The 17,966-nt window shown below is 42.8% G+C and carries 18 protein-coding genes; 8 read left to right on the forward strand and 10 right to left on the reverse strand.

Going from position 1 to position 17,966, the window contains the following annotated elements; all coding sequences use genetic code 11:
* The first annotated feature begins 192 nt into the window (after window positions 1–192).
* The 4 genes from WD077_01830 (at window position 193) to WD077_01845 (ending at window position 4,337) form a co-directional block, all read left to right on the forward strand.
* On the forward strand, window positions 193–1,209 hold the full coding sequence (locus WD077_01830; GenBank protein ID MEX0965949.1) for a Gfo/Idh/MocA family oxidoreductase: 1,017 nt from the start codon (window positions 193–195) through the stop codon (window positions 1,207–1,209).
* Between the two features lie 130 nt (window positions 1,210–1,339).
* Entirely contained in the window at window positions 1,340–2,365 is a 1,026-nt protein-coding gene (locus WD077_01835) for a GNAT family N-acetyltransferase (protein MEX0965950.1), read from the forward strand.
* Window positions 2,362–3,228, forward strand: coding sequence for a formyltransferase family protein (locus WD077_01840; protein MEX0965951.1), 867 nt, complete (start codon window positions 2,362–2,364; stop codon window positions 3,226–3,228). Before WD077_01835 ends, WD077_01840 begins: the two co-directional genes overlap by 4 nt.
* A 2-nt stretch (window positions 3,229–3,230) precedes the next feature.
* The gene (locus WD077_01845) at window positions 3,231–4,337 is read left to right on the forward strand and encodes a DegT/DnrJ/EryC1/StrS family aminotransferase (GenBank protein MEX0965952.1); all 1,107 of its coding nucleotides are present in this window, start codon (window positions 3,231–3,233) and stop codon (window positions 4,335–4,337) included.
* Window positions 4,338–4,491: 154 nt separating this feature from the next.
* Here the strand turns inward: WD077_01845 and WD077_01850 are convergent, their stop codons facing one another.
* From WD077_01850 to WD077_01875, 6 genes are all read right to left on the reverse strand, one after another.
* Complete coding sequence (locus WD077_01850) at window positions 4,492–4,971, reverse strand: hypothetical protein (GenBank protein ID MEX0965953.1); 480 nt, start codon at window positions 4,969–4,971, stop codon at window positions 4,492–4,494.
* The gene (locus WD077_01855) at window positions 4,961–5,743 is read right to left on the reverse strand and encodes a hypothetical protein (protein MEX0965954.1); all 783 of its coding nucleotides are present in this window, start codon (window positions 5,741–5,743) and stop codon (window positions 4,961–4,963) included. Before WD077_01855 ends, WD077_01850 begins: the two co-directional genes overlap by 11 nt.
* Window positions 5,744–5,964: 221 nt before the next feature.
* On the reverse strand, window positions 5,965–6,558 hold the full coding sequence (locus tag WD077_01860; protein ID MEX0965955.1) for a hypothetical protein: 594 nt from the start codon (window positions 6,556–6,558) through the stop codon (window positions 5,965–5,967).
* Window positions 6,559–6,705: 147 nt separating this feature from the next.
* Window positions 6,706–7,695, reverse strand: coding sequence for an NAD(P)-dependent alcohol dehydrogenase (locus WD077_01865; GenBank protein MEX0965956.1), 990 nt, complete (start codon window positions 7,693–7,695; stop codon window positions 6,706–6,708).
* A 173-nt stretch (window positions 7,696–7,868) separates the two neighbouring features.
* Window positions 7,869–8,012, reverse strand: a complete 144-nt coding sequence (locus tag WD077_01870) for a DUF1016 N-terminal domain-containing protein (GenBank protein ID MEX0965957.1) — start codon at window positions 8,010–8,012, stop codon at window positions 7,869–7,871.
* Between the two features lie 287 nt (window positions 8,013–8,299).
* Complete coding sequence (locus WD077_01875; GenBank protein MEX0965958.1) at window positions 8,300–8,878, reverse strand: hypothetical protein; 579 nt, start codon at window positions 8,876–8,878, stop codon at window positions 8,300–8,302.
* Between the two features lie 362 nt (window positions 8,879–9,240).
* Here WD077_01875 and WD077_01880 point away from each other — a divergent pair, with 362 nt between their 5' ends.
* Both WD077_01880 and WD077_01885 read left to right on the forward strand, forming a co-directional pair.
* Window positions 9,241–10,452 carry a glycosyltransferase gene (locus tag WD077_01880; GenBank protein ID MEX0965959.1) on the forward strand — a complete coding sequence of 404 codons (1,212 nt, stop codon included), beginning with the start codon at window positions 9,241–9,243 and terminating at the stop codon, window positions 10,450–10,452.
* Window positions 10,453–10,596: 144 nt separating this feature from the next.
* Window positions 10,597–10,932, forward strand: a complete 336-nt coding sequence (locus WD077_01885) for a GIY-YIG nuclease family protein (protein MEX0965960.1) — start codon at window positions 10,597–10,599, stop codon at window positions 10,930–10,932.
* A gap of 108 nt (window positions 10,933–11,040) precedes the next feature.
* On the opposite strand, the gene WD077_01890 is transcribed toward WD077_01885, so the two are convergent.
* Window positions 11,041–12,498: a potassium/proton antiporter gene (locus tag WD077_01890; GenBank protein MEX0965961.1), complete on the reverse strand. Its 1,458-nt coding sequence runs from the start codon at window positions 12,496–12,498 to the stop codon at window positions 11,041–11,043.
* 612 nt (window positions 12,499–13,110) lie between these two features.
* Between WD077_01890 and WD077_01895 the strand changes: the two genes are divergently transcribed.
* The gene (locus tag WD077_01895) at window positions 13,111–14,769 is read left to right on the forward strand and encodes a hypothetical protein (GenBank protein ID MEX0965962.1); all 1,659 of its coding nucleotides are present in this window, start codon (window positions 13,111–13,113) and stop codon (window positions 14,767–14,769) included.
* Window positions 14,735–15,271: a hypothetical protein gene (locus tag WD077_01900; protein ID MEX0965963.1), complete on the forward strand. Its 537-nt coding sequence runs from the start codon at window positions 14,735–14,737 to the stop codon at window positions 15,269–15,271. The genes WD077_01895 and WD077_01900 overlap by 35 nt, the downstream gene beginning before the upstream one ends.
* Window positions 15,272–15,376: 105 nt before the next feature.
* Here the strand turns inward: WD077_01900 and WD077_01905 are convergent, their stop codons facing one another.
* The 3 genes from WD077_01905 to WD077_01915 form a co-directional block, all read right to left on the reverse strand.
* Window positions 15,377–15,661, reverse strand: coding sequence for a four helix bundle suffix domain-containing protein (locus WD077_01905; protein MEX0965964.1), 285 nt, complete (start codon window positions 15,659–15,661; stop codon window positions 15,377–15,379).
* A 128-nt stretch (window positions 15,662–15,789) separates the two neighbouring features.
* Window positions 15,790–16,926, reverse strand: a complete 1,137-nt coding sequence (locus tag WD077_01910) for a hypothetical protein (GenBank protein MEX0965965.1) — start codon at window positions 16,924–16,926, stop codon at window positions 15,790–15,792.
* A 452-nt stretch (window positions 16,927–17,378) separates the two neighbouring features.
* Window positions 17,379–17,885, reverse strand: coding sequence for a DUF4348 domain-containing protein (locus WD077_01915; protein MEX0965966.1), 507 nt, complete (start codon window positions 17,883–17,885; stop codon window positions 17,379–17,381).
* Between the last annotated feature and the right edge of the window lie 81 nt (window positions 17,886–17,966).

The following is a 17,966-nucleotide window of genomic DNA, read 5'->3' on the forward strand; positions in this document are numbered from 1 at the left end:
AGGATCAAAATTTCATTCGATAAAAAATATTTTTATTTAATATAGTTTTGCCCGCATTGTTACCCTAAGCTGCCGTGTCCGGATGCGGAGCTTGCAGCCATCCACCCAACCGCACCTTTTTAGAAAGTAAAATAACCGCAGCTTCTGCGATAAGAATATCTCAGAGGTTGCAATTCTCATTACTTTGCAGATATGGAGAAATTACGATTTGCAGTTGTTGGCTGCGGGAATATTGGCAAGCGACACATTGCCGTAATAGATGCTGAACCTGAAGCGGAACTTGTGGCACTATGCGACAAGGACGAAGAACGGATGAAGGAGTTGGGCCGGAACTACAGCAATGTAGCCTGCTATACCAGTTACCAGCAATTGCTTGCAGAAAGCAATGCCAACATCATCAGCATTTGCACGCCTCACGGACTTCACGCAGAAATGAGCATCCTGGCAGCACAAGCAGGAAAACAGATCCTGGTGGAGAAGCCAATGGCGCTGAACGTGGCTGACAGCACCCGCATGATAGAAGAAGCCCAAAAACATGGGGTGAACCTGTACGTGGTGAAGCAAAACCGTTTCAATAGACCGATTACGTTGACGCAGCAGGCCTTGGAGGAAAAGCGGCTGGGGAAGGTTTTCATGGTGCAGTGCAATGTGCTATGGAACCGCCACCAGCGCTACTACGATGAATCAGAATGGCGGGGTCGCAAGGCACTTGAAGGCGGATGCCTCCATACGCAGGTGTGCCATTTCCTGGATTTGCTTACCTGGTGGTTCGGACCGCTGAAGGAGGCGCATACGATACTGGATACGTTCAACCATGAGATCGAGATCGAGGATTGTGGCGTTTCTGCACTGCGGTTTCAAAGTGGCATCCTCGGCTCCCTTACCTGGACCACCTGCGTATACAATGTGAATTACGAGGGCAGCATCACCATTATTGGCGAAAAGGGAACCATCAAGATTGGCGGCAAATACCTGAACGAAATTGAGTTTTGGGACGTGCAGAGCTACCCGCTGCCACAGGATGTGGAATATGTGGACGCACCTAATATTTACGCACATTACCAGGGTAGCAGCTCCAACCACAACCAACTCATCAACCAACTGGTGAAGCAGGTAATTGAACGCAGGCATGGCTTGGTGGAGGGAGTGGAAGGACGGAAGACGATAGAGGCGATTGAGATGATATATGGAGGGAAACATAGACACTAAGACACGAAAACTCAAAGAACCACAAGGAAAATGTTTTAAAAATCTTAGTTTCAAATAATGTATTTAAAATGAAAAACTTATTGTTCCTTAGAGCCTTAGTGTCTATTTATGTAGTTCAAGTTGCAAACCAATGATTACCTTTTATCCTTTTGATGATCCCAATTTTAACTTTGAAACGGAAAACCTTTTTCACTCAAAAAGCTGGTTATCTATTTTAAAAGAACAATATAATTATGAAATTAAAACGGCATTAAATACCGAAACTAGTGAATCGATAATATTCGCTGTAACCGGCCCTTTTCCCGCCCAGAAGATCATCAGCCTTCCCTTCAGCGATTATACCATTCCCAACGTAACTTCCGCAGAAAGCTTAAAGCCTTTTATGGAAGCCCTGGTCGCAAACTACCTCTCTTCCCCAATTATTATCAAAGCGCCTTACTCGTCTGAAGAAATCGCAAAAACGGGATTAGGCAAAGTAGCAAGGACAGCCATGTACCACCGGGTTGAAACAGCGCAGGCCAGCCAAATAGAACCCGCCCTGCATTCTTCATTTAAACGCGGAATCAGGAAAGCGGAAAAAAGCAATGTTAAAATTTCTATTAAAAATGATGAGGAAGCGTTGTGGACATTTTATAAAATATACCATGATTTAAGGTTAGAAAAATTCAATAGCATTCCGCAGCCATATTCTTTTTTTAAAAGCATTTTCAATCATTTTATTAAAAATAAAAACGGCTGGATTTTCCAGGCTGAAATTAACGGAGAAGCAGTGGCTTCTGCGATTGTTTTAAAACACAAGGAAATTCTTTTTTACAAATTTGGAGCATCTGCGCTTTCAGCTTTGGAATTCAGGCCCAACAATCTTTTGTTTTTCGAGATGCTGATTTTTGCAGCAGAAAATGGATTTGAACAAGTGGATTTAGGACTCAGCGGCACCGGCGAAAGCTACAAAGGCCTGGTTAGGTTTAAGGAAAGTATGGGCGGGCAGCCCCATCCCATTACCTGGGTGAGGCACGATCCTGCGGGCTATGACGATTCGGTGGAGACTGCGTTCAAGGCTGTTCTGGGCAAACTCACCGACCAGATTGTAAAGGAGCGGATGAGCCCGGAAAAAACAAGTGCATTTAGCGAGATCATTTATCCCTTTTTCGCATGAGGATCGGGATTGTAGGTAACAATGATGGGCCGCTAATATTGCTGCGGTCGCTGGCCCACCGCCAATTGGCAGCAGCGTGGGTAGGGCTGCAAAAGCCTGTTCCGCCCAAAATGCTGGAAAATTACTCCACTTTGGCGACTGACATTTCCCAGGAAATTGATGAACCCTGGATACTGGCAAAACTCGTCAGCCAGCCCGTGGATGTGCTCGTGAACTGCTTTTGCAATTTTCGGTTCTCGAAAACGTTGGAGCGGGTGCCGGTGCTGAATGTGCATCTATCCTATCTGCCCTCTTACCGAGGTCGCCACCCGCTTCACTGGGCGCTGATCAATGGCGAAACGGAGCATGGTGTTACAATTCATCGCATGACGGAGAAGATGGATGCCGGGGAAATTTACTGGCAGGAGAAGGTTGCAGTGAAAAGCGGCAGTTCGGTGCGGCAACTGCGGGAGAATCTTTTAGGGGTTCTGGAAAATCATTTTGGCAAATTCATGATACAATGGCACCTGGGAAACGCACCTGCTGAAATAAATCCTGACACTGACTCAACCTGGTTTCCCGGGCGGAAGCCCCAGGACAGCCGTCTGATTGAGTGGCATGACCGCGACAAAATGTATCGAAAGGTCATGGCTTTGAGATCAGAAGTAGAACATCAGGCGTATTTATTTATTGATGGAAAAAAAAGAAAAGTAGATTTTGCAGGTAAACCTCCTTCTAATTTTTCAAACACAAAAGATCGTGTTGTTGGAATAGGCCGGGATATCAAGTCAATAATGTTGAAATGTGACGATAATAATCTGATTATTTTGCATTTTGTAGAGACGCTGCCAATGAACATTACGCATAATTCAAAAATCACCTGAACATGATCAAAGTGCCTTTTGCCAATTTGCCGGCACAATACCTTTCCATTAAACCGGAGATTGACGCTGCAATAGCCCAGGTGCTGGAATCGGGCGCTTTCATTGGCGGGGAACCGGTGAGGCAATTCGAGGCTGATTTCGGGAAGTTCTTGGGCGTGAAACACATCATTGGTTGTGGAAACGGGACTGATGCCCTGGAAATTCTTTTAACGGCAATGGGCATTGGCACTGGCGATGATGTGCTGGTACCTGCCATCTCCTGGATTGCCACTTCGGAGGCCGTGACCACTGCGGACGCAAAACCGGTGTTCGTAGACGTAGAGCCGGATTTTTACACGATGGATGCAGCAAAGGCAGCAGAAAAAATTTCCCCGGTAACTACAGCCGTTATACCCGTACATCTTTATGGCCAGCCGGCTGACTTGCAAGCCGTGAGAACCCTAGCCGATAAACTTGGCCTGTTGATGCTGGAAGATTGCGCCCAGGCCCACGGAGCTTCACAAAATGGCCAATTGACCGGAACTATTGGGGAGGCTGCGGCTTTCAGTTTTTATCCGGGCAAAAATTTGGGAGCTTATGGTGATGCCGGTGCAATGGCGACAAACAATCCGGATACTGCGAAGCAGGTACGGATGATAGCCAACCACGGCCAGCTTCAGAAACACCACCACCAATTCGAAGGCCGCAACAGCCGGTTGGATGGATTGCAGGCCGCAGTGCTGTCTGTAAAGCTAAAGCATCTCGAAAAGTGGACAAAGCAGCGCATTGCTCTGGCGGACAATTATTTTGAGCAGCTAAAAGATCTCCCCGGCCTCACGTTGCCCAAAGTGCGCACCGGCAGCCGCCATGTTTTTCACCTGTTCGTGGTGCTTGCGGAAAAGCGGGATGAACTGCGGGAATTCCTGCACAGTCGCGGAATTGAAACGGCCAGGCATTATCCCACTGCCCTGCCTTTTCTGCCCTGTTACCGGCATCTTGACCACCACCCGGATGATTTCCCAGTAGCGTACAGGCTACAGTGCCAGGGCCTCTCCCTGCCTCTCTACCCGGAAATGACCGAAGCGCAACAACAGTGGGTGGTGGATTCGATTAGGGAGTTTTATGGGTGATGAATTCGAGGCAAAGGGCGCAATGAACCGCACGGTCTGCGAACCGGTTGGTGTTTATCCTGAAGAATGGAAGGATCTGGTTGGATGAGAGTTCTCCCGGTGGGTTTAACGGCTCACCGGACAGCTACCGGATTATGGGTTCATACCTCAATTGTCATAGGTCAAGCAGTCCGAAAGTTTCATTGTATGGTGTCTTTAAGTCAATAAATTGAAATTTCGGAGCGCTTTCTTGGCTGAGCAGATTATAAATTTTTTGGCTTTCGCTGTCGGACGACAGATAAAATTCAACTGCTTTTTCACAGTCTGCCTGAGCAAACAGTTTGGTGTCGTTTGGGATTATATTTCTTTCTTTGAGTTTTAACTTGTCTTTATTGTTGAATACGATCTTTGCAAATTCTCCGGTCCTTTTTGAATGATCTAAGTTGAATGGTATAATTTGTAAATTTCTCAAAGGCAGTTCGTGCACATCTCCACCAACGCAATATTCGGCAATACTAATTGTAGAAATCATCATTGTAATTTCTTTCCGGATAAAATAGCGGAAATAGCCGTCAGCATTCTTGAATAGCGGGTCATTGTCGTTTAAAAAGCGAAGAAAAAAGCTGGTATCTAGTAAAACTGCTTTATGCGTCATATCCACCCCTTATTTCTTTTAACCAAGTATCGGGATTGATACCGCCAAGCCAGGATTTTTTTGCTCTGTCCCGAAGTGATTTTAAATACTGTTCGTCATATTTAGGTTGATAGTCAACCAATTCAATAAATTTCAGCGTAGAAGTGTCAATCTCTCCTGTCTCAGAATGTTGCTTGCCTGCCGCTCTTATACCAAATGTCTTATAGAGCAAATTTTCGTTATACTGCTCTAAAAAGCTAATTGGAGTTTGAATTCTAACGGTGCCAAATTCTTCGGTATAAATGTGAATGTTAGCCCTGTCTTTACCACCTGCATTGGTCAATTTGCCATAAAAGTAGAATTCTGCATTTGCCCAAATTGCTTCTGTTCTGTAATACTGTGTGGACTTGTCAATTTTGACTTCATTCGTGTGATCAAGCGAGGTTTTAATGCTGAAAACGTAATTTCTTGTAGTGGCAATGCTTTGAATATTTTCAAATGCTCTTGCAGTATTAAGGTCAAGAAAATCAATGCTTTGAATCTGACTAACCTGTCCAATAATAGCGTTAAAACCAATTATATATTGGATTGAAGTTTTTAAGATATGTTTTACAGAACCTTCTTCAATTTTGTAGCTGATATTCGGTCTGTCCCTTTTGTCACCCGGATAAAGTAAGTTTTCGGCATTTTCGAGCATAGCCATAATCTCACGAATATCGTAGTTGTCGGGTATCAGGTCAAGATTCCCCTTTGTACCTGTTATTCTTATCTCTATGAAACCTATCTTTTCCACTCAGCAAAGGTAATATTTTTAAGACTGATTGGTCCTTATTTGTATTTTGGAATCACTGACGTGCTGACTTTTTAGAATGAGCGATAACGTTTTGTGTTTTGCCGACATGAGCAAAGGTTTCTAACATACCTAAATTTCCAGAACGTGCAAGTCGCTCTCAGGCCAGTTACAACTCACCAGGCGTCCACCGGATTATGGCTGTGATGCTATCTTGTCGTCTGTCAGATTTCATTTTCTAATTGATTAGCCTGTCTTATTAAGTAGCCCCTGGTTTCAAAGTCGTCTTCGTCTTTCAAACGTTTGTAGATTTCTATGTATTTGTTCGCTAAGGTTAAAAATTTTTCTGATTGGGTCAAATTGTCTAACCAATCTGAAAAGTCCAATAAATTTTCTTGTTTATGGGAATAGTCGAAGTAGTCAATTGCAAAATCAGCAATTGCTAGATTAGAGCCTTCCCATTTGTCAATTTTGTTTATAGGTCTCCCAAAAAACTTGTCAAACAGATAGGTGTTTCCCATAAAAGTCCGAAACGCCTTTTTCTCCGCTTCTTTCAGTCTGCCAGTCTTGAAGAGGATGACCGTCCACTCGAACAAGAAGTCCGGATAACCACTGTCGTCTGGAAAGTTCTTGTTAAACCAATTCAGGAATCGAAGTCCGCCAGAAAAATCACTTAGCTGAATGTAAAGCCGGGGAGGAGCATATCTAAGTCCTTGTCCATCGTGATGAAACCCGCCCCAATGTTTTTTGTCAGCGGCTAAAGCTGCTTTGATCTTCTTAATTTTGTTCCTGATTCTTTCTTCTTGTTTCGGTGTCATTTGGTTGCGAAATTTTGTTGGTCGGATTAAGTGATAGTCTGTTCAATAATTTTTTCTTAAAGTCTTGGAAGGCGTGGCCTCAACGTCATTTACAAATATTCGGATAAGTGATTTTAGATAGGGTAAAACCTTTTGGGTAAATGCATTTTAATGCGTTTTAGGTGTTTTTGTACCCTCGCTTTTTTTAATGTTAATTAAAACGTTTCCTGTTTTTTCTCCTTTGATTACATACTCGTAAGCCTTGGATATATCTTCTAATTGATATTCCCGATCAATCACTGGCTGAAATTTTCCAGTCTCTAAGTGATTACTGATATACGGTATTGTTGTCTTCTTATGGAAAGGAATCGGAAAGATTACTTTTTTGCTTGATATTGAATTCAATAGAGGATAAAAAACATTTTGAGAATAAGGTCCTAACTCAGAAGAAATGTAAACCCCTTTTTCATTTAATATTGATTTGCACTTTCTAAATGTGCTTTTACCAACCGTATCAAAAACAAAGTCATATTTATCTTCATCATTGGTAAAATCTTCTTTAGTATAATCAAAAATTTTGTCAGCACCTAAAGATTTAACAAGCTCAATATTTTTCGTGTTACAGGTCGCTGTTATTTTGACATCATATTGCCTTACAAATTGCAACAGCGCAGAACCAATTCCGCCCGTTGCACCATTTATAAGAATACGGTGTCCTGGTTTAATCTTTACTTTATGTAGAAAAGAGTAAGCATAATGTGCTCCTTCCAAGCTTGCCGCTGCTTTTTTGAAATCAATGTTCCCTGGTATAGGAAAAACATTTTCTATGGTTGTCGCTAAGTACTCAGCTTGAGATTCGGCACCTGTGTCATTAAAACCAAATACCCTGTCGCCAATATTAAATGACTTAACATTTTTTCCGGTTTTTATTACTTCTCCTCCAAAATCCGTCCCCAATATAGTTTTTCTTGGTTTGAATAATCCCAAGACAAATCGCATGATAAATGGCTTGGCTGTAAGGTTCGCACAATCTGTCCGATTGACAGTAGCACTATAAACTTTAATTAAAACTTCATCGTCTTTTGGGATTGGTTTTTCAATCTGCTCAATTCTTATTTGGCTTGGCGAACAATAATTTCTACGAATTGCTGCTTTCATTTTTTTGCTGTTTATTCTCTAATGGAGGACAATGGGTTTGCGGCTACGGCCTGTCGACATAGCTGTCTTCGGTCGAGTTCTCTTTTGCTATAATTTTCTTGCTTAACAAGTTTAAGATAGAATTCCCTTTCTTCAATTGTTTTACCCCTTGAAAAAACGAGCATATTGTCAGTTCAACTAATTTCTCTCACCACTGGTGAGAGTTTTGGAAAATCCTTGTATGTCTCGTAAAACTGTTTCATTCTCCAAATATTTTTGTCGGAGAAGCCTTTAATCTCAGGTTCGTTGTTCTGTATGTATTTTGCTAATTCTGTCACAACAGAGTCGCCCCATTCCGAGCTTGCTTTATTAGTTGAATTATGTCTGTAAATCGTTTATCCATTGTTAGTTTGTATATGCTACAAATTTATGTTTTTAAAGACGTTAGTTGTTTGATGCGTTCGTTTTTCTACCATTACTGCCAACGGTTTGGCGCTTGGCGCAGTGGCGGATTTCGGAGCACTTCACTGTCAATATAACACAAAAGTTGATACGAGGCAGAATGTTCAATTTACCACTGAACCCGCTTTTTTTACCAAACGCTTGTTATGCACTGGCACTTATTCTATTTTTCAAAGTCGAGATTTGTCGGCTCCGATAATGGCATATTATTTTTGCCATTGTCAGTAGTTGGAACAGTATTGTCGACAACTTCAAATTTTAAATTGGAAAACCAAATTTGTCCTGTCCCACTGAGTAATGCACCATAAGCAAGGTTTGAAGCTTTTGTCGGAACATCTAATACTATTTCATATTTTTTCCAATCAGTTGTCCCTTTAATTGCACGGTCTTGCATATTGTCAAAAGAAAGTGCCCCCTGTGAATTAACTTGGTCAACACGAAACCAAAATCCAGCCCATTCGGTAACATCTTTGGATTTCATTAAGCCACTCATTCGAACTCTTTTTCCTAAGTATTTGCCAGGCAAACAGTTTTGCATTAGTGTCCCGAAACCTTTGATAGATTTGTCGATTGACTTAATTGTCGCAGCGTTTTTACCGTCTTGTCCCGCGCCTTTGTCTGTCCCCATTTCATAACTTTTGGGCTGGTCGCCAGCTTTGAACCAACCTGTTGGTAAGTCAAAAGATAATAGTGCTACAGTTGTCCCAACGAGTAAAGCACTTCTGAGAATTTTTTTTGTCATGGTTTTTATTGTTAATGGTTAGTTTCTATTTAACGTCAAAGTTAAATTTAGTTACAATATATTTTAGTGCTTGTGCATAACAAATCTATATACGCAATTGCGTATATATCCACTTTTACCTAACCTCGAATCCCGCCCCGGCTTCGCTGACAAATGTAAAGAAAATTATTTCTCAGTGGGATTCTATTGCAAAAGATTCTATTTAGCGCCAAGCCATTGGTCATGAGACTATAAAACGAAACTACCCTGGTAACTACCAACGTAAAGCGGAATAGGCTGGTCAGTCTGATGGCTATTAAAATCGCGGGCATCGCAACGGCCTGTATTTCCTATAAAGATCATCTGTCTCAGGTTTGTGTCAGTTGCGATTAGGTGCCAAGGAAGTTGAGAAACTCTGCACTTTGCCTGATATTGCGCCCATGAAGCGAAGTACCGGAAGCCAAAAGCAACTCAAGCTCCTCAAATTCGACATCATCCATCCTGCCGCCTATCTTGAAGAAAAGAAGCGGCAGTGGCCGGATTTGGCCAATTTGTCGTTGGCAGCATACAGAGACCGCCTTATTGCGTTGCGCAGCAATTATTCTGACTTCTACACCTATTGGCTAAAGCAAAAGGGCTGGCAGGCCGAGGAGTTTTTTCTGATGGATGATGATTACCTGGCGAAAACAGCAGCCCATCTCTATGGCAGTAGCACCGGCCTCAAAAAGCTGCAAAGCCGCCTCAAGGACAAGCTGCGGCCCAAGCAAAGGCGCTGGGAGGAGCAGGTGATTCGCGACTACATTGAGGCGTTCGACCCGGATGTGCTGTTTGTGCGGTCGCAACCGCTGCCGAGCCAGTTCTGGCAGAAATACCGTGGAAAGCGACTGCTGGTGGCGCGGCTATCTGCCCGGCTGCCCTTTCACTGGCACCCCAACCATTGGGACCTTATTTATACTGACCACCCGGATTTTGCCCGTTTCTTCGAGCTGCACGATGTGCCGACCAAACTTAATGACCAGGGCTTCGACCCGCGCATTCTCAGCGAACTACAGGACGAAGGAAAAACCTATGACCTCACATTTGTGGGCGGACTTGGGACACAAAACTTCAGGCAGCGCACGGAGTTCTTCGAGCAGGTGGCGGCCAAGGCGGACTTCCGCTGGTGGGGCTACTGGTGGGAACATGGCGGCAAAGGCAGGCTCACGGATTTCCCCAACCTAAAGCGCACTTTCCAGGGGCCCACCTCCGGCCTCGACATGTTTCAGGTGTACCGCAACAGCCGCATCGTCCTCAACGACTATGTGGACACCGCCAACGGTCTGGGCGTAAACCAGCGCATCTACGAAATCCTCGGCACCGGCAGCCTCATGCTCACCCGCGAGGCACCTAACTTTGGAGAGATGTTTCCCGGCCACCTTTTCGCCACTTACAAAGATTTGGCGGACTGCCTTTCCAAAGTGGATTACTATCTCGCGCACGACAAGGAGCGAGAGGAATTGGCTGCTGCCGGTCAAGGGTTTATCGTGGGGAATTATAGTTATGAGCGGATTGTGGGGGAGTTGGATGAGGTGTTGAGGGGGATGGTCACCCCCTAACGTCATTCTGACCGTAGCGCAGCGCAGGGAAGAATCTGGTGCTTGGATAACCGGGCGAGCAGCACAGTACCAGATTCTTCGCTGGCGCTCAGAATGACGTGTGTTTTTCGAATGGTGTAATTTGTAATGAACTAATTTAGCAAAATGGGAAAAGGCGGATACACCTATATAATTTCAAATCAAAGAAACACCACCTTGTATATTGGTGTCACCGAAGATTTGTATTCGCGTATTTATAAACACAAGACCAACGCATTTCCCAAAAGTTTCTCGGCCAGATATAACCTGGATAAACTGGTGTACTTCAAATCATTTGGCTCAATTGAGGCAGCAATTGATTATGAAAAATACCTTAAAGGAAAAACCAGGAAATTCAAAGAAGACCTGATCAATAAATTAAATCAAATTGGGATGATTCATTTGACCAAATCAAGGAGTGGTAAATCCGCTTTCATCCTTCCACCCAAAACGTCATTCTGACCGGAGCGCAGCATAGAGAAGAATCTGGTGCAGGAATGACCGAGCGTGGAGCATACATACCACCAGATTCTTCGCTGGCGCTCAGAATGACGTTCTGATTGGGTCATTTCAATTAAGGCAATCCAGGGCCCGCTGCAAGCTCTCTTCGTCTTCGGCAAGTACCACGATCACATCCCCCGGCAATAGTACTGTGGCCCCGTTCGCAGAAATGTAGGTCCCATCGCGCTTAATCAATACTATCAACGCCTTTTTAGGAAACCCGAGGCTTACCACTTTAGCACCAGCAGCCCTGCTGGTGCCGGCAATTTCTACTTCCGCCAGCTCCGATCCTATGCTGTCAGCAAGCTCAATGTCAAGCGGAGTACGTCTTTTCACGCCTTCGGGCAGGGCTACCTTTAGTATCCTGGCCATTATTGGAATTGTGGTTCCCTGCAATATAACCGAAATCAGGGTAATAAAAAATACGATATTAAATATGAGGTCGGCATTTGTTAATCCAGCAATAAGCGGATAAGTAGCAAATACGATGGGCACCGCTCCTCTTAACCCTACCCATGAAATAAATATCTTATTTCTTATTTTCATTTTAAAAAAAGCGAGGCAAATAAGAACGCTTAATGGCCGCGCAATAAAAATAAGAAACACTGAAATGACTATCCCTATGCCTACAATGGGAATGATCTGAGAAGGAAAAACGAGCAAGCCCAGTGTCAAAAACAATATAATTTGCATAAGCCATGCGACTCCATCAAAAAATCGCATCAGGCTTTTTTTGTGAATGAGGCTATGGTTTCCCATATAAACGGCACAGATGTACACTGCCAAAAACCCATTGCCGCCAATATATTCGGTAGCTGAATATGTGAAAAATATAACGGCAAGCAACAATCCCGGATAGAGGCCCTCGAAATCCAGTTTAATTTTATTTACCAGTAACCGGCCAAGATAGCCCATCCCAATTCCTGCACCGAAGCCCAGCGCAAACTGTAGTATGAAAGTAGGCAGTATGGCCAACATACTGGTTTTCGCTCCAATTGCGAGTGCGGTAAGGGTAATGGTGAGGAAATATGCCATCGGATCATTGCTGCCGCTTTCCAGTTCCAGGGTAGGGCGCAGGTATCCCTTTAACCCCACACTTTTGGAACGTAGCACAGAGAATACAGCAGCAGCATCAGTCGAAGATACAATGGCCCCCAGTAATAGACCTTCGATTAAGTCCACCTTAAAGAAATACCATGTGAATATCCCTACAAATGCAGTAGTCAGCAATACGCCCAATGTAGAAAGTACAGCTCCCCGCCAAAGTATGGGCTTAATACTTTCCCACTTGGTATCCAGCCCCCCGGAAAACAAAATAAAATTCAGCGCTACAATTCCAATAAATTGGGCAGCCTGGGGATCATTAAAATTTATTCCGCCAAGCCCTTCTGATCCGGCAAGAATGCCAATACCAAGGAAAAGCAATAGCGTAGGAACCCCAAACCGGTAGGAAGTCTTGCCCGCCAAAATGCTTATAAAAAGCAGGATAGAGCCAATTAACAGAATGTCTTCGCTAATATATTCCATGCGCAGTAAGCCAGCCGTTTGATGATCTGTTTATTTATAGCCAACGAAGGAGGCAATTGTTCAGGACCCGCTACTTCTCCGGTTTAGCCTGAATTCAATATGTGTCAAAGTATATGGTCCTGCTGAAGGTGAAATACTAGAAAAGGTGTAAATTCCAGAATTCCCGAAATAGTTGTCATTCCCTCGGAGGCGGGAATCTTCGAATGTAATGCAACCTCGTAAACTTTTCAGGGACTTTATGCGCAGGAGATCTCTGATATTCCGCTATCGCCAAATTCAGGAATGACAGATCTGTTTATTTTTCAATATTTTATCCCGTTCGCAATATAATCAGGATGACATAATATCTATTTCAAAAGGTTTAAATAATTGATAAAATGCACTCTGAAAAAAACGATACAACTATTTCAATTAAATTATTCCACCCCTTGACGTCATTCTGACCGGAGCGCAGCGCAGAGAAGAATCTGTGCATGAATAACCGGGCGTGGAGCACACCACCAGATTCTCCAAATAACATACAAAACAAAATTCGCTGTTGCTATGAATGACGAAAAGGAAAATAAATGATTGCTTTCCGCCAAGCAAAGTCTATTTTTGGCTAACTAAATAATGAATACACGCAGGCCCCTGGCCGGACCTAAAAATGACATCTTCACTTACCATCTAACCATGAAAAAATTCTTTGTTCACGCGTTTACAATCTTGTCTGTTGTTATCGCACTCCAGTCCTGTACAAAGGATCGCTTCCGATCTAACTACCAGGATCACAACCGGTTAATCCACGAGACAAAAAATTTGCTGGACAAGCCATTTTTGAAAGCCCACCTCAAGAATGGGGATATATGCATTTTATATGATAGTTGGAAAATTGATACCATTGCCCACAATGTGAATGGATACGGGACAAGGTTCAACTTTAACCGCAGCCTGATACATGAGGGGAAAATCACGCTTCCCATAGACCGTGTTGCCATCTTTGAAACCAATAAACGGGTTGAATTCTCTGAGTCAGGCAGGATTGCAGTTTTAACTATATTGGCTGGCTTTGACCTTTATATAGGCATTTATTGCATGCTAAACCCGAAAGCATGCTTCGGCTCCTGCCCCACTTTCTACATCAATGAAAACGATAATTTCCATTATGCCGATGCAGAAGGGTTTTCTAGTGCAATTTCGCCATCAATGGAATACTATGATGTAGATGCCCTGAACCATCACACATTAGCGGACAGCAACTTCTCAATAACCATGAAAAATGAAGCGCTGGAAACCCATTGTGTTAAAGAGGTGAAACTTCTTGCCTACCCTTTAAATAAAGGAGAAAGGGTTTATCATTCGGCAATAAATGATTTTTATTTGTGTGAAAACAATTATCCTCTCTCTGAGGCAAAAGCAAACGAAGGGGATATTACATGGCTGCTAAAGGATCACGACAGGCAAGAGCGGTTCTCATTGGCTGACGAAAAGAACCTCAGCAGTAAAGAGGAAATTTACCTGACATTTAATGACGTTAAAAATCCAAGTGACCTGGGGCTGATCCTGCAATTTCGCCAATCCTTATTAACCACCTACATTTTTTACAGCGCAATGGGCTATATGGGCGAAGAGGTGTCTGATATATTTGCAAAAATTGAGACCGATGAGGAGATTAGGGAAAAGGCCCTAACCGGAATTATGGACGAATTGGGCAATATTGACATTTATGTATGGGATGGCCAGACCGAAGCATGGGTATATCAAAATGAGTTTAATGAAACCGGACCCATAGCCATTAACCGCCAATTCATTCCTTTGAAAATACCTTTACCGGAACCGGTAATTAAAGTCAAAATTGTACTGAACAAGGGATTATGGCGCATGGATTATGTTGCTTTAACAAACATTAAAAAAGAAGTAACAGTTAATGAATTCACAGTAAACCAAGTATTAAATAAAGGTAAAGAAGACTCAACCGCTTTAGGGCAACTTATTGATCCTGAAAAGTATTTGATTTCTATGCCAGGCAGTAAGTACAAGTTTAGCTTTCCACTTCCGGGTGCCGATACAACCTATGAATTATTTTTATTTTCCAAAGGTTATTATTTAGAATGGATGCGTGAAAAATGGATAAAAGATAAGAATTTAATGAAACTGAAACAGATGGTGGACCGGCCAAAGAAATACCTGAGGCAACAAAGTAAGGATTACAAGCAATATGAAGCCACTATGGAAGAACAGTTTTGGAATAGTAAAATTGAAACTGAAACATTCTTGTATTATGAGAAATAGAATACTACTGGCTGAAATCCTGCTTCTGGCTATGCTCCTTTCCGGTTGTTCCTCGTCCGGATATCTTCCTTCAGTAAAAAATCTGGGAGTAAACCAATATGGCTCCTTAATCATGGTAAGGGTTCCGGGGCAATATTTTGATGGGGAATTAATAGCAATAGAAAATGAGGAAATAATCATATTGTCTCCGGAAACCAATACTTGCGTTTCGATACCGATGGAAAATGTAAAAAAATTTAAATTAACCTACGCTAAATCAACGCAATATGGTTGGACAATCCCACTTTTAACAATTTCAGCATTCAGCCACGGTATAATAGGAATCAGTACTCTTCCTTTGAATCTGATCGTCACAATTTGGGTAACAATAGCAGGGAATAATGCGACTCGTTATACTGACAAAAAAATGACCTATGAGGAATTAAAAATGTTCGCCCGTTTTCCTCAAGGTATCCCGGAGGGACTGGACTTGTCAAGCATACGTGGGAAAGAATATAATTGACACTTACTGTCCTTCTTTTGGCTTCGTTCATATCTGGCTTTCCGTTTCGGGGGACTGGTGGGACAAGTAGGACGCTGTCCCGCATGTCACAAAAGTCCTACAAAATTACTTTTTCTTCTTTCTCACTTCTATTCTGGCCTTGGTCATTCGTTCACGCAAACCGCCTTCTTTTAGGAAGGCCATTTCCAATTGCTTTAGCTGCTGTTTGAGCAGATAAGTAGTAATGGTGATTAAAGCTATCATAGCATTGGCGCAAATCTCAGGGTTTTCATGCTCAATGGCTTTTTGGAATGTTTCGTAAGTTGGTTTTGATGTACTCTTGTTAAGCTCACGCATACGGGCTACCAAACGGTGTCCTTTCTCCCAAATGGCCAACTTCCTCTGATACATACTGGCATTACAACCATGTGGGAACATCACCGGAAGAAGCACGAGGCGTCATAGGTTCACTTGCGTTTTTCTCAGCCATAAAAATCAGCACTTTTTACAGAACCTTTTGTGCACTTTTTTTTCAGGAATTAATCCCCAAAGGTTACCTTCAATTCTGCCTTTATTGTTTCATCCAGACCTTCCTGCTTTATTCCCAAGTGCTCTTCAATGGCAGCATAAAAGTCTTCACTTGTTTTACCTGAGTTCAGCAGTTTCTTTACAAGACCATAACCTCCTTTTTCATAAGCTTTCTGCACTACCCAACCGCCCAGGGCGTAGCTGTAATCAGTAAATTGGTCAACGGTTCTGTACTGTAGCATAGTGTCAAGGTTAATTTCCGGGTGCTTTGCCAAGTGCCTGTTCAGTCGCTCCAGCTGCCAGTTAAGTTCTTTGCCCCGGCTTAAACCAAAGTAAGTGGCCACTCCCTCATGTATCCACCAATGGCCGTTGGGGTAGTGGGGATACAGCAGAATATGAATGAATTCGTGCGGGTAATATTCGGCTAATCCCGAAGAATATACTATCCGCCCCGTTGCATCGGCCCTGCCTGAAGGAATTTCCTCTCCATTTATTCCAATAATAAAATCAAAGCCCCTTATTTGTGCAAGCTCTTCGCGTGTAGGGGCAAAGTAGTAATCTATGGTATCTGTTGGCACTTCAAAATGCTTGGCGAAATCCACCAAAAAATCATTCTGCTTTTTTGCCAGAACTTCATCAAACGTATGAGTTTTAAGGTAATGGAATCTGATGAAGCCAACGGTGGTGCTGTTGAGGTTAATATCCGTATTTATCTTCAGCGGATTAAAGAGTTTTAATTCACCATTTTCTTCTCCCGCATACACATTGTAAATGTACTGGATATTACTTGTAATACTATCCTTGCCGGGAAACTCCATTAGGGAATTGATCTTATAATAATCACCCAATTTGCGTATGCTGAGAATTGTCACGGTGGCATAATTCATCAGCTTGAGATAATTCTTGGTGCCGAAATTCAATTCCCGCTCAATTAGAAAATAAGAATCCCGGCCATATTTTTCTACTTCTGCCGCGCTCCAATATTTTGAGCTGATAGAATCATCACCTGCCTCCAAAAAATTCATCCACAACTGCAAAGGCGCCCCAACATTGTAAGTGGCGGTGTCAATGTCGTAGTTTATCCTGATGGTTTGCCCTTGAGTGGAAGCAAGCGGGATAAAGATCAACAGAAGTAACATGTATTTCATTGAAAAGCTAATTGGTACGTTATACAGTCATTCTTTTTCTGTGAACTTTTTTTGAGCAGCGCTTAATCGGGTCAGGACGGGGAATTTCACCCCTGCCTTCCCACGGAACCCTACGTGAAAGTCTCCTCTTATGTGGGTCTCATATTACCTGACCAAAGTAAACACATTTTCTGGATATACCAACAGACGAGTGGGTTGATGTATCTGGTTTGCAAATACCTCACGGTTGCGCAGGAAAATCCAGACGATCCTGACCTCATTCCGAAATTAACTGACCCTCTGTTACGGTCATTATGGGTACAGGGTTGGCATCACCGGAATTGCCACGAAGCTTCATTGGTCCAATTGCGTTCTTGTCGGCTGGCACCAAACTTACTTAAAAGCACCAAGTTTGATTTACCACTTTACCCGCTAAAGTTATAAACGCTATTGTAGCCAGGCTTTTTTTATTTTCAAGTCGAGAAATCCTCTTTTCTTATCAAAAACCATTTGCCATTTATTCTTTTAAAATACGAAGTCACATAAATTCCATTTTCTACTCCTGACCAAACAAAGACGCGTTCTTCAGTATTTCGCAATTTCATTTCGTAGTTGTCGTAGATAACTGGAATTGAAGTTTCATTTAGAAAGTAATGGTTATGCTCCCATTTCTCCTTTGTCAAAAAAGTAGTATCAGTTTCATCTCCTGGATCTCCGTCCTTAAAATAAATAAAAGGTAGAGGGAATTTAATTCTCGAAATTTGAAAGTCGGGGTCGTACATGAACTGATAGAAGAAGGTTTCAAAATCTTCTGTAGTCAGCTTTTCCCTTTCAAGTGTTAAATTTAAGTCCCCAGTGTTCGGCTTAATATTTCGGGCGTCTTCAACTACTCCTTCCGGTAATGGATTCAGTTCATTAAACCACCAGCCCAGGCCAAAACCAATTATGAGTGTCAATATGATTAATAGTCCCTTTTTCATTTTTTGCTGACCTACTACGGTTAGTAGTAAGCATCCGGCCACGCACATGTTGGATTAGTTATTTAACTCCTTTAGGCGGTT

It is taken from the genome of Bacteroidia bacterium (assembly GCA_040880525.1).
Lineage (GTDB): Bacteria > Bacteroidota > Bacteroidia > CAILMK01 > JBBDIG01 > JBBDIG01.

What these genes read in the sequence shown, in the direction of transcription:
- WD077_01830 (MEX0965949.1), top strand. Translation starts at nt 193, where the DNA reads ATGGAGAAATTACGATTTGCAGTTGTTGGCTGCGGGAATATTGGCAAG.
- WD077_01835 (MEX0965950.1), top strand. Translation starts at nt 1,340, where the DNA reads ATGATTACCTTTTATCCTTTTGATGATCCCAATTTTAACTTTGAAACG.
- WD077_01840 (MEX0965951.1), top strand. Translation starts at nt 2,362, where the DNA reads ATGAGGATCGGGATTGTAGGTAACAATGATGGGCCGCTAATATTGCTG.
- WD077_01845 (MEX0965952.1), top strand. Translation starts at nt 3,231, where the DNA reads ATGATCAAAGTGCCTTTTGCCAATTTGCCGGCACAATACCTTTCCATT.
- WD077_01850 (MEX0965953.1), bottom strand. Translation starts at nt 4,971, where the DNA reads ATGACGCATAAAGCAGTTTTACTAGATACCAGCTTTTTTCTTCGCTTT.
- WD077_01860 (MEX0965955.1), bottom strand. Translation starts at nt 6,558, where the DNA reads ATGACACCGAAACAAGAAGAAAGAATCAGGAACAAAATTAAGAAGATC.
- WD077_01865 (MEX0965956.1), bottom strand. Translation starts at nt 7,695, where the DNA reads ATGAAAGCAGCAATTCGTAGAAATTATTGTTCGCCAAGCCAAATAAGA.
- WD077_01875 (MEX0965958.1), bottom strand. Translation starts at nt 8,878, where the DNA reads ATGACAAAAAAAATTCTCAGAAGTGCTTTACTCGTTGGGACAACTGTA.
- WD077_01885 (MEX0965960.1), top strand. Translation starts at nt 10,597, where the DNA reads ATGGGAAAAGGCGGATACACCTATATAATTTCAAATCAAAGAAACACC.
- WD077_01890 (MEX0965961.1), bottom strand. Translation starts at nt 12,498, where the DNA reads ATGGAATATATTAGCGAAGACATTCTGTTAATTGGCTCTATCCTGCTT.
- WD077_01895 (MEX0965962.1), top strand. Translation starts at nt 13,111, where the DNA reads ATGAATACACGCAGGCCCCTGGCCGGACCTAAAAATGACATCTTCACT.
- WD077_01905 (MEX0965964.1), bottom strand. Translation starts at nt 15,661, where the DNA reads ATGTATCAGAGGAAGTTGGCCATTTGGGAGAAAGGACACCGTTTGGTA.
- WD077_01910 (MEX0965965.1), bottom strand. Translation starts at nt 16,926, where the DNA reads ATGAAATACATGTTACTTCTGTTGATCTTTATCCCGCTTGCTTCCACT.
- WD077_01915 (MEX0965966.1), bottom strand. Translation starts at nt 17,885, where the DNA reads ATGAAAAAGGGACTATTAATCATATTGACACTCATAATTGGTTTTGGC.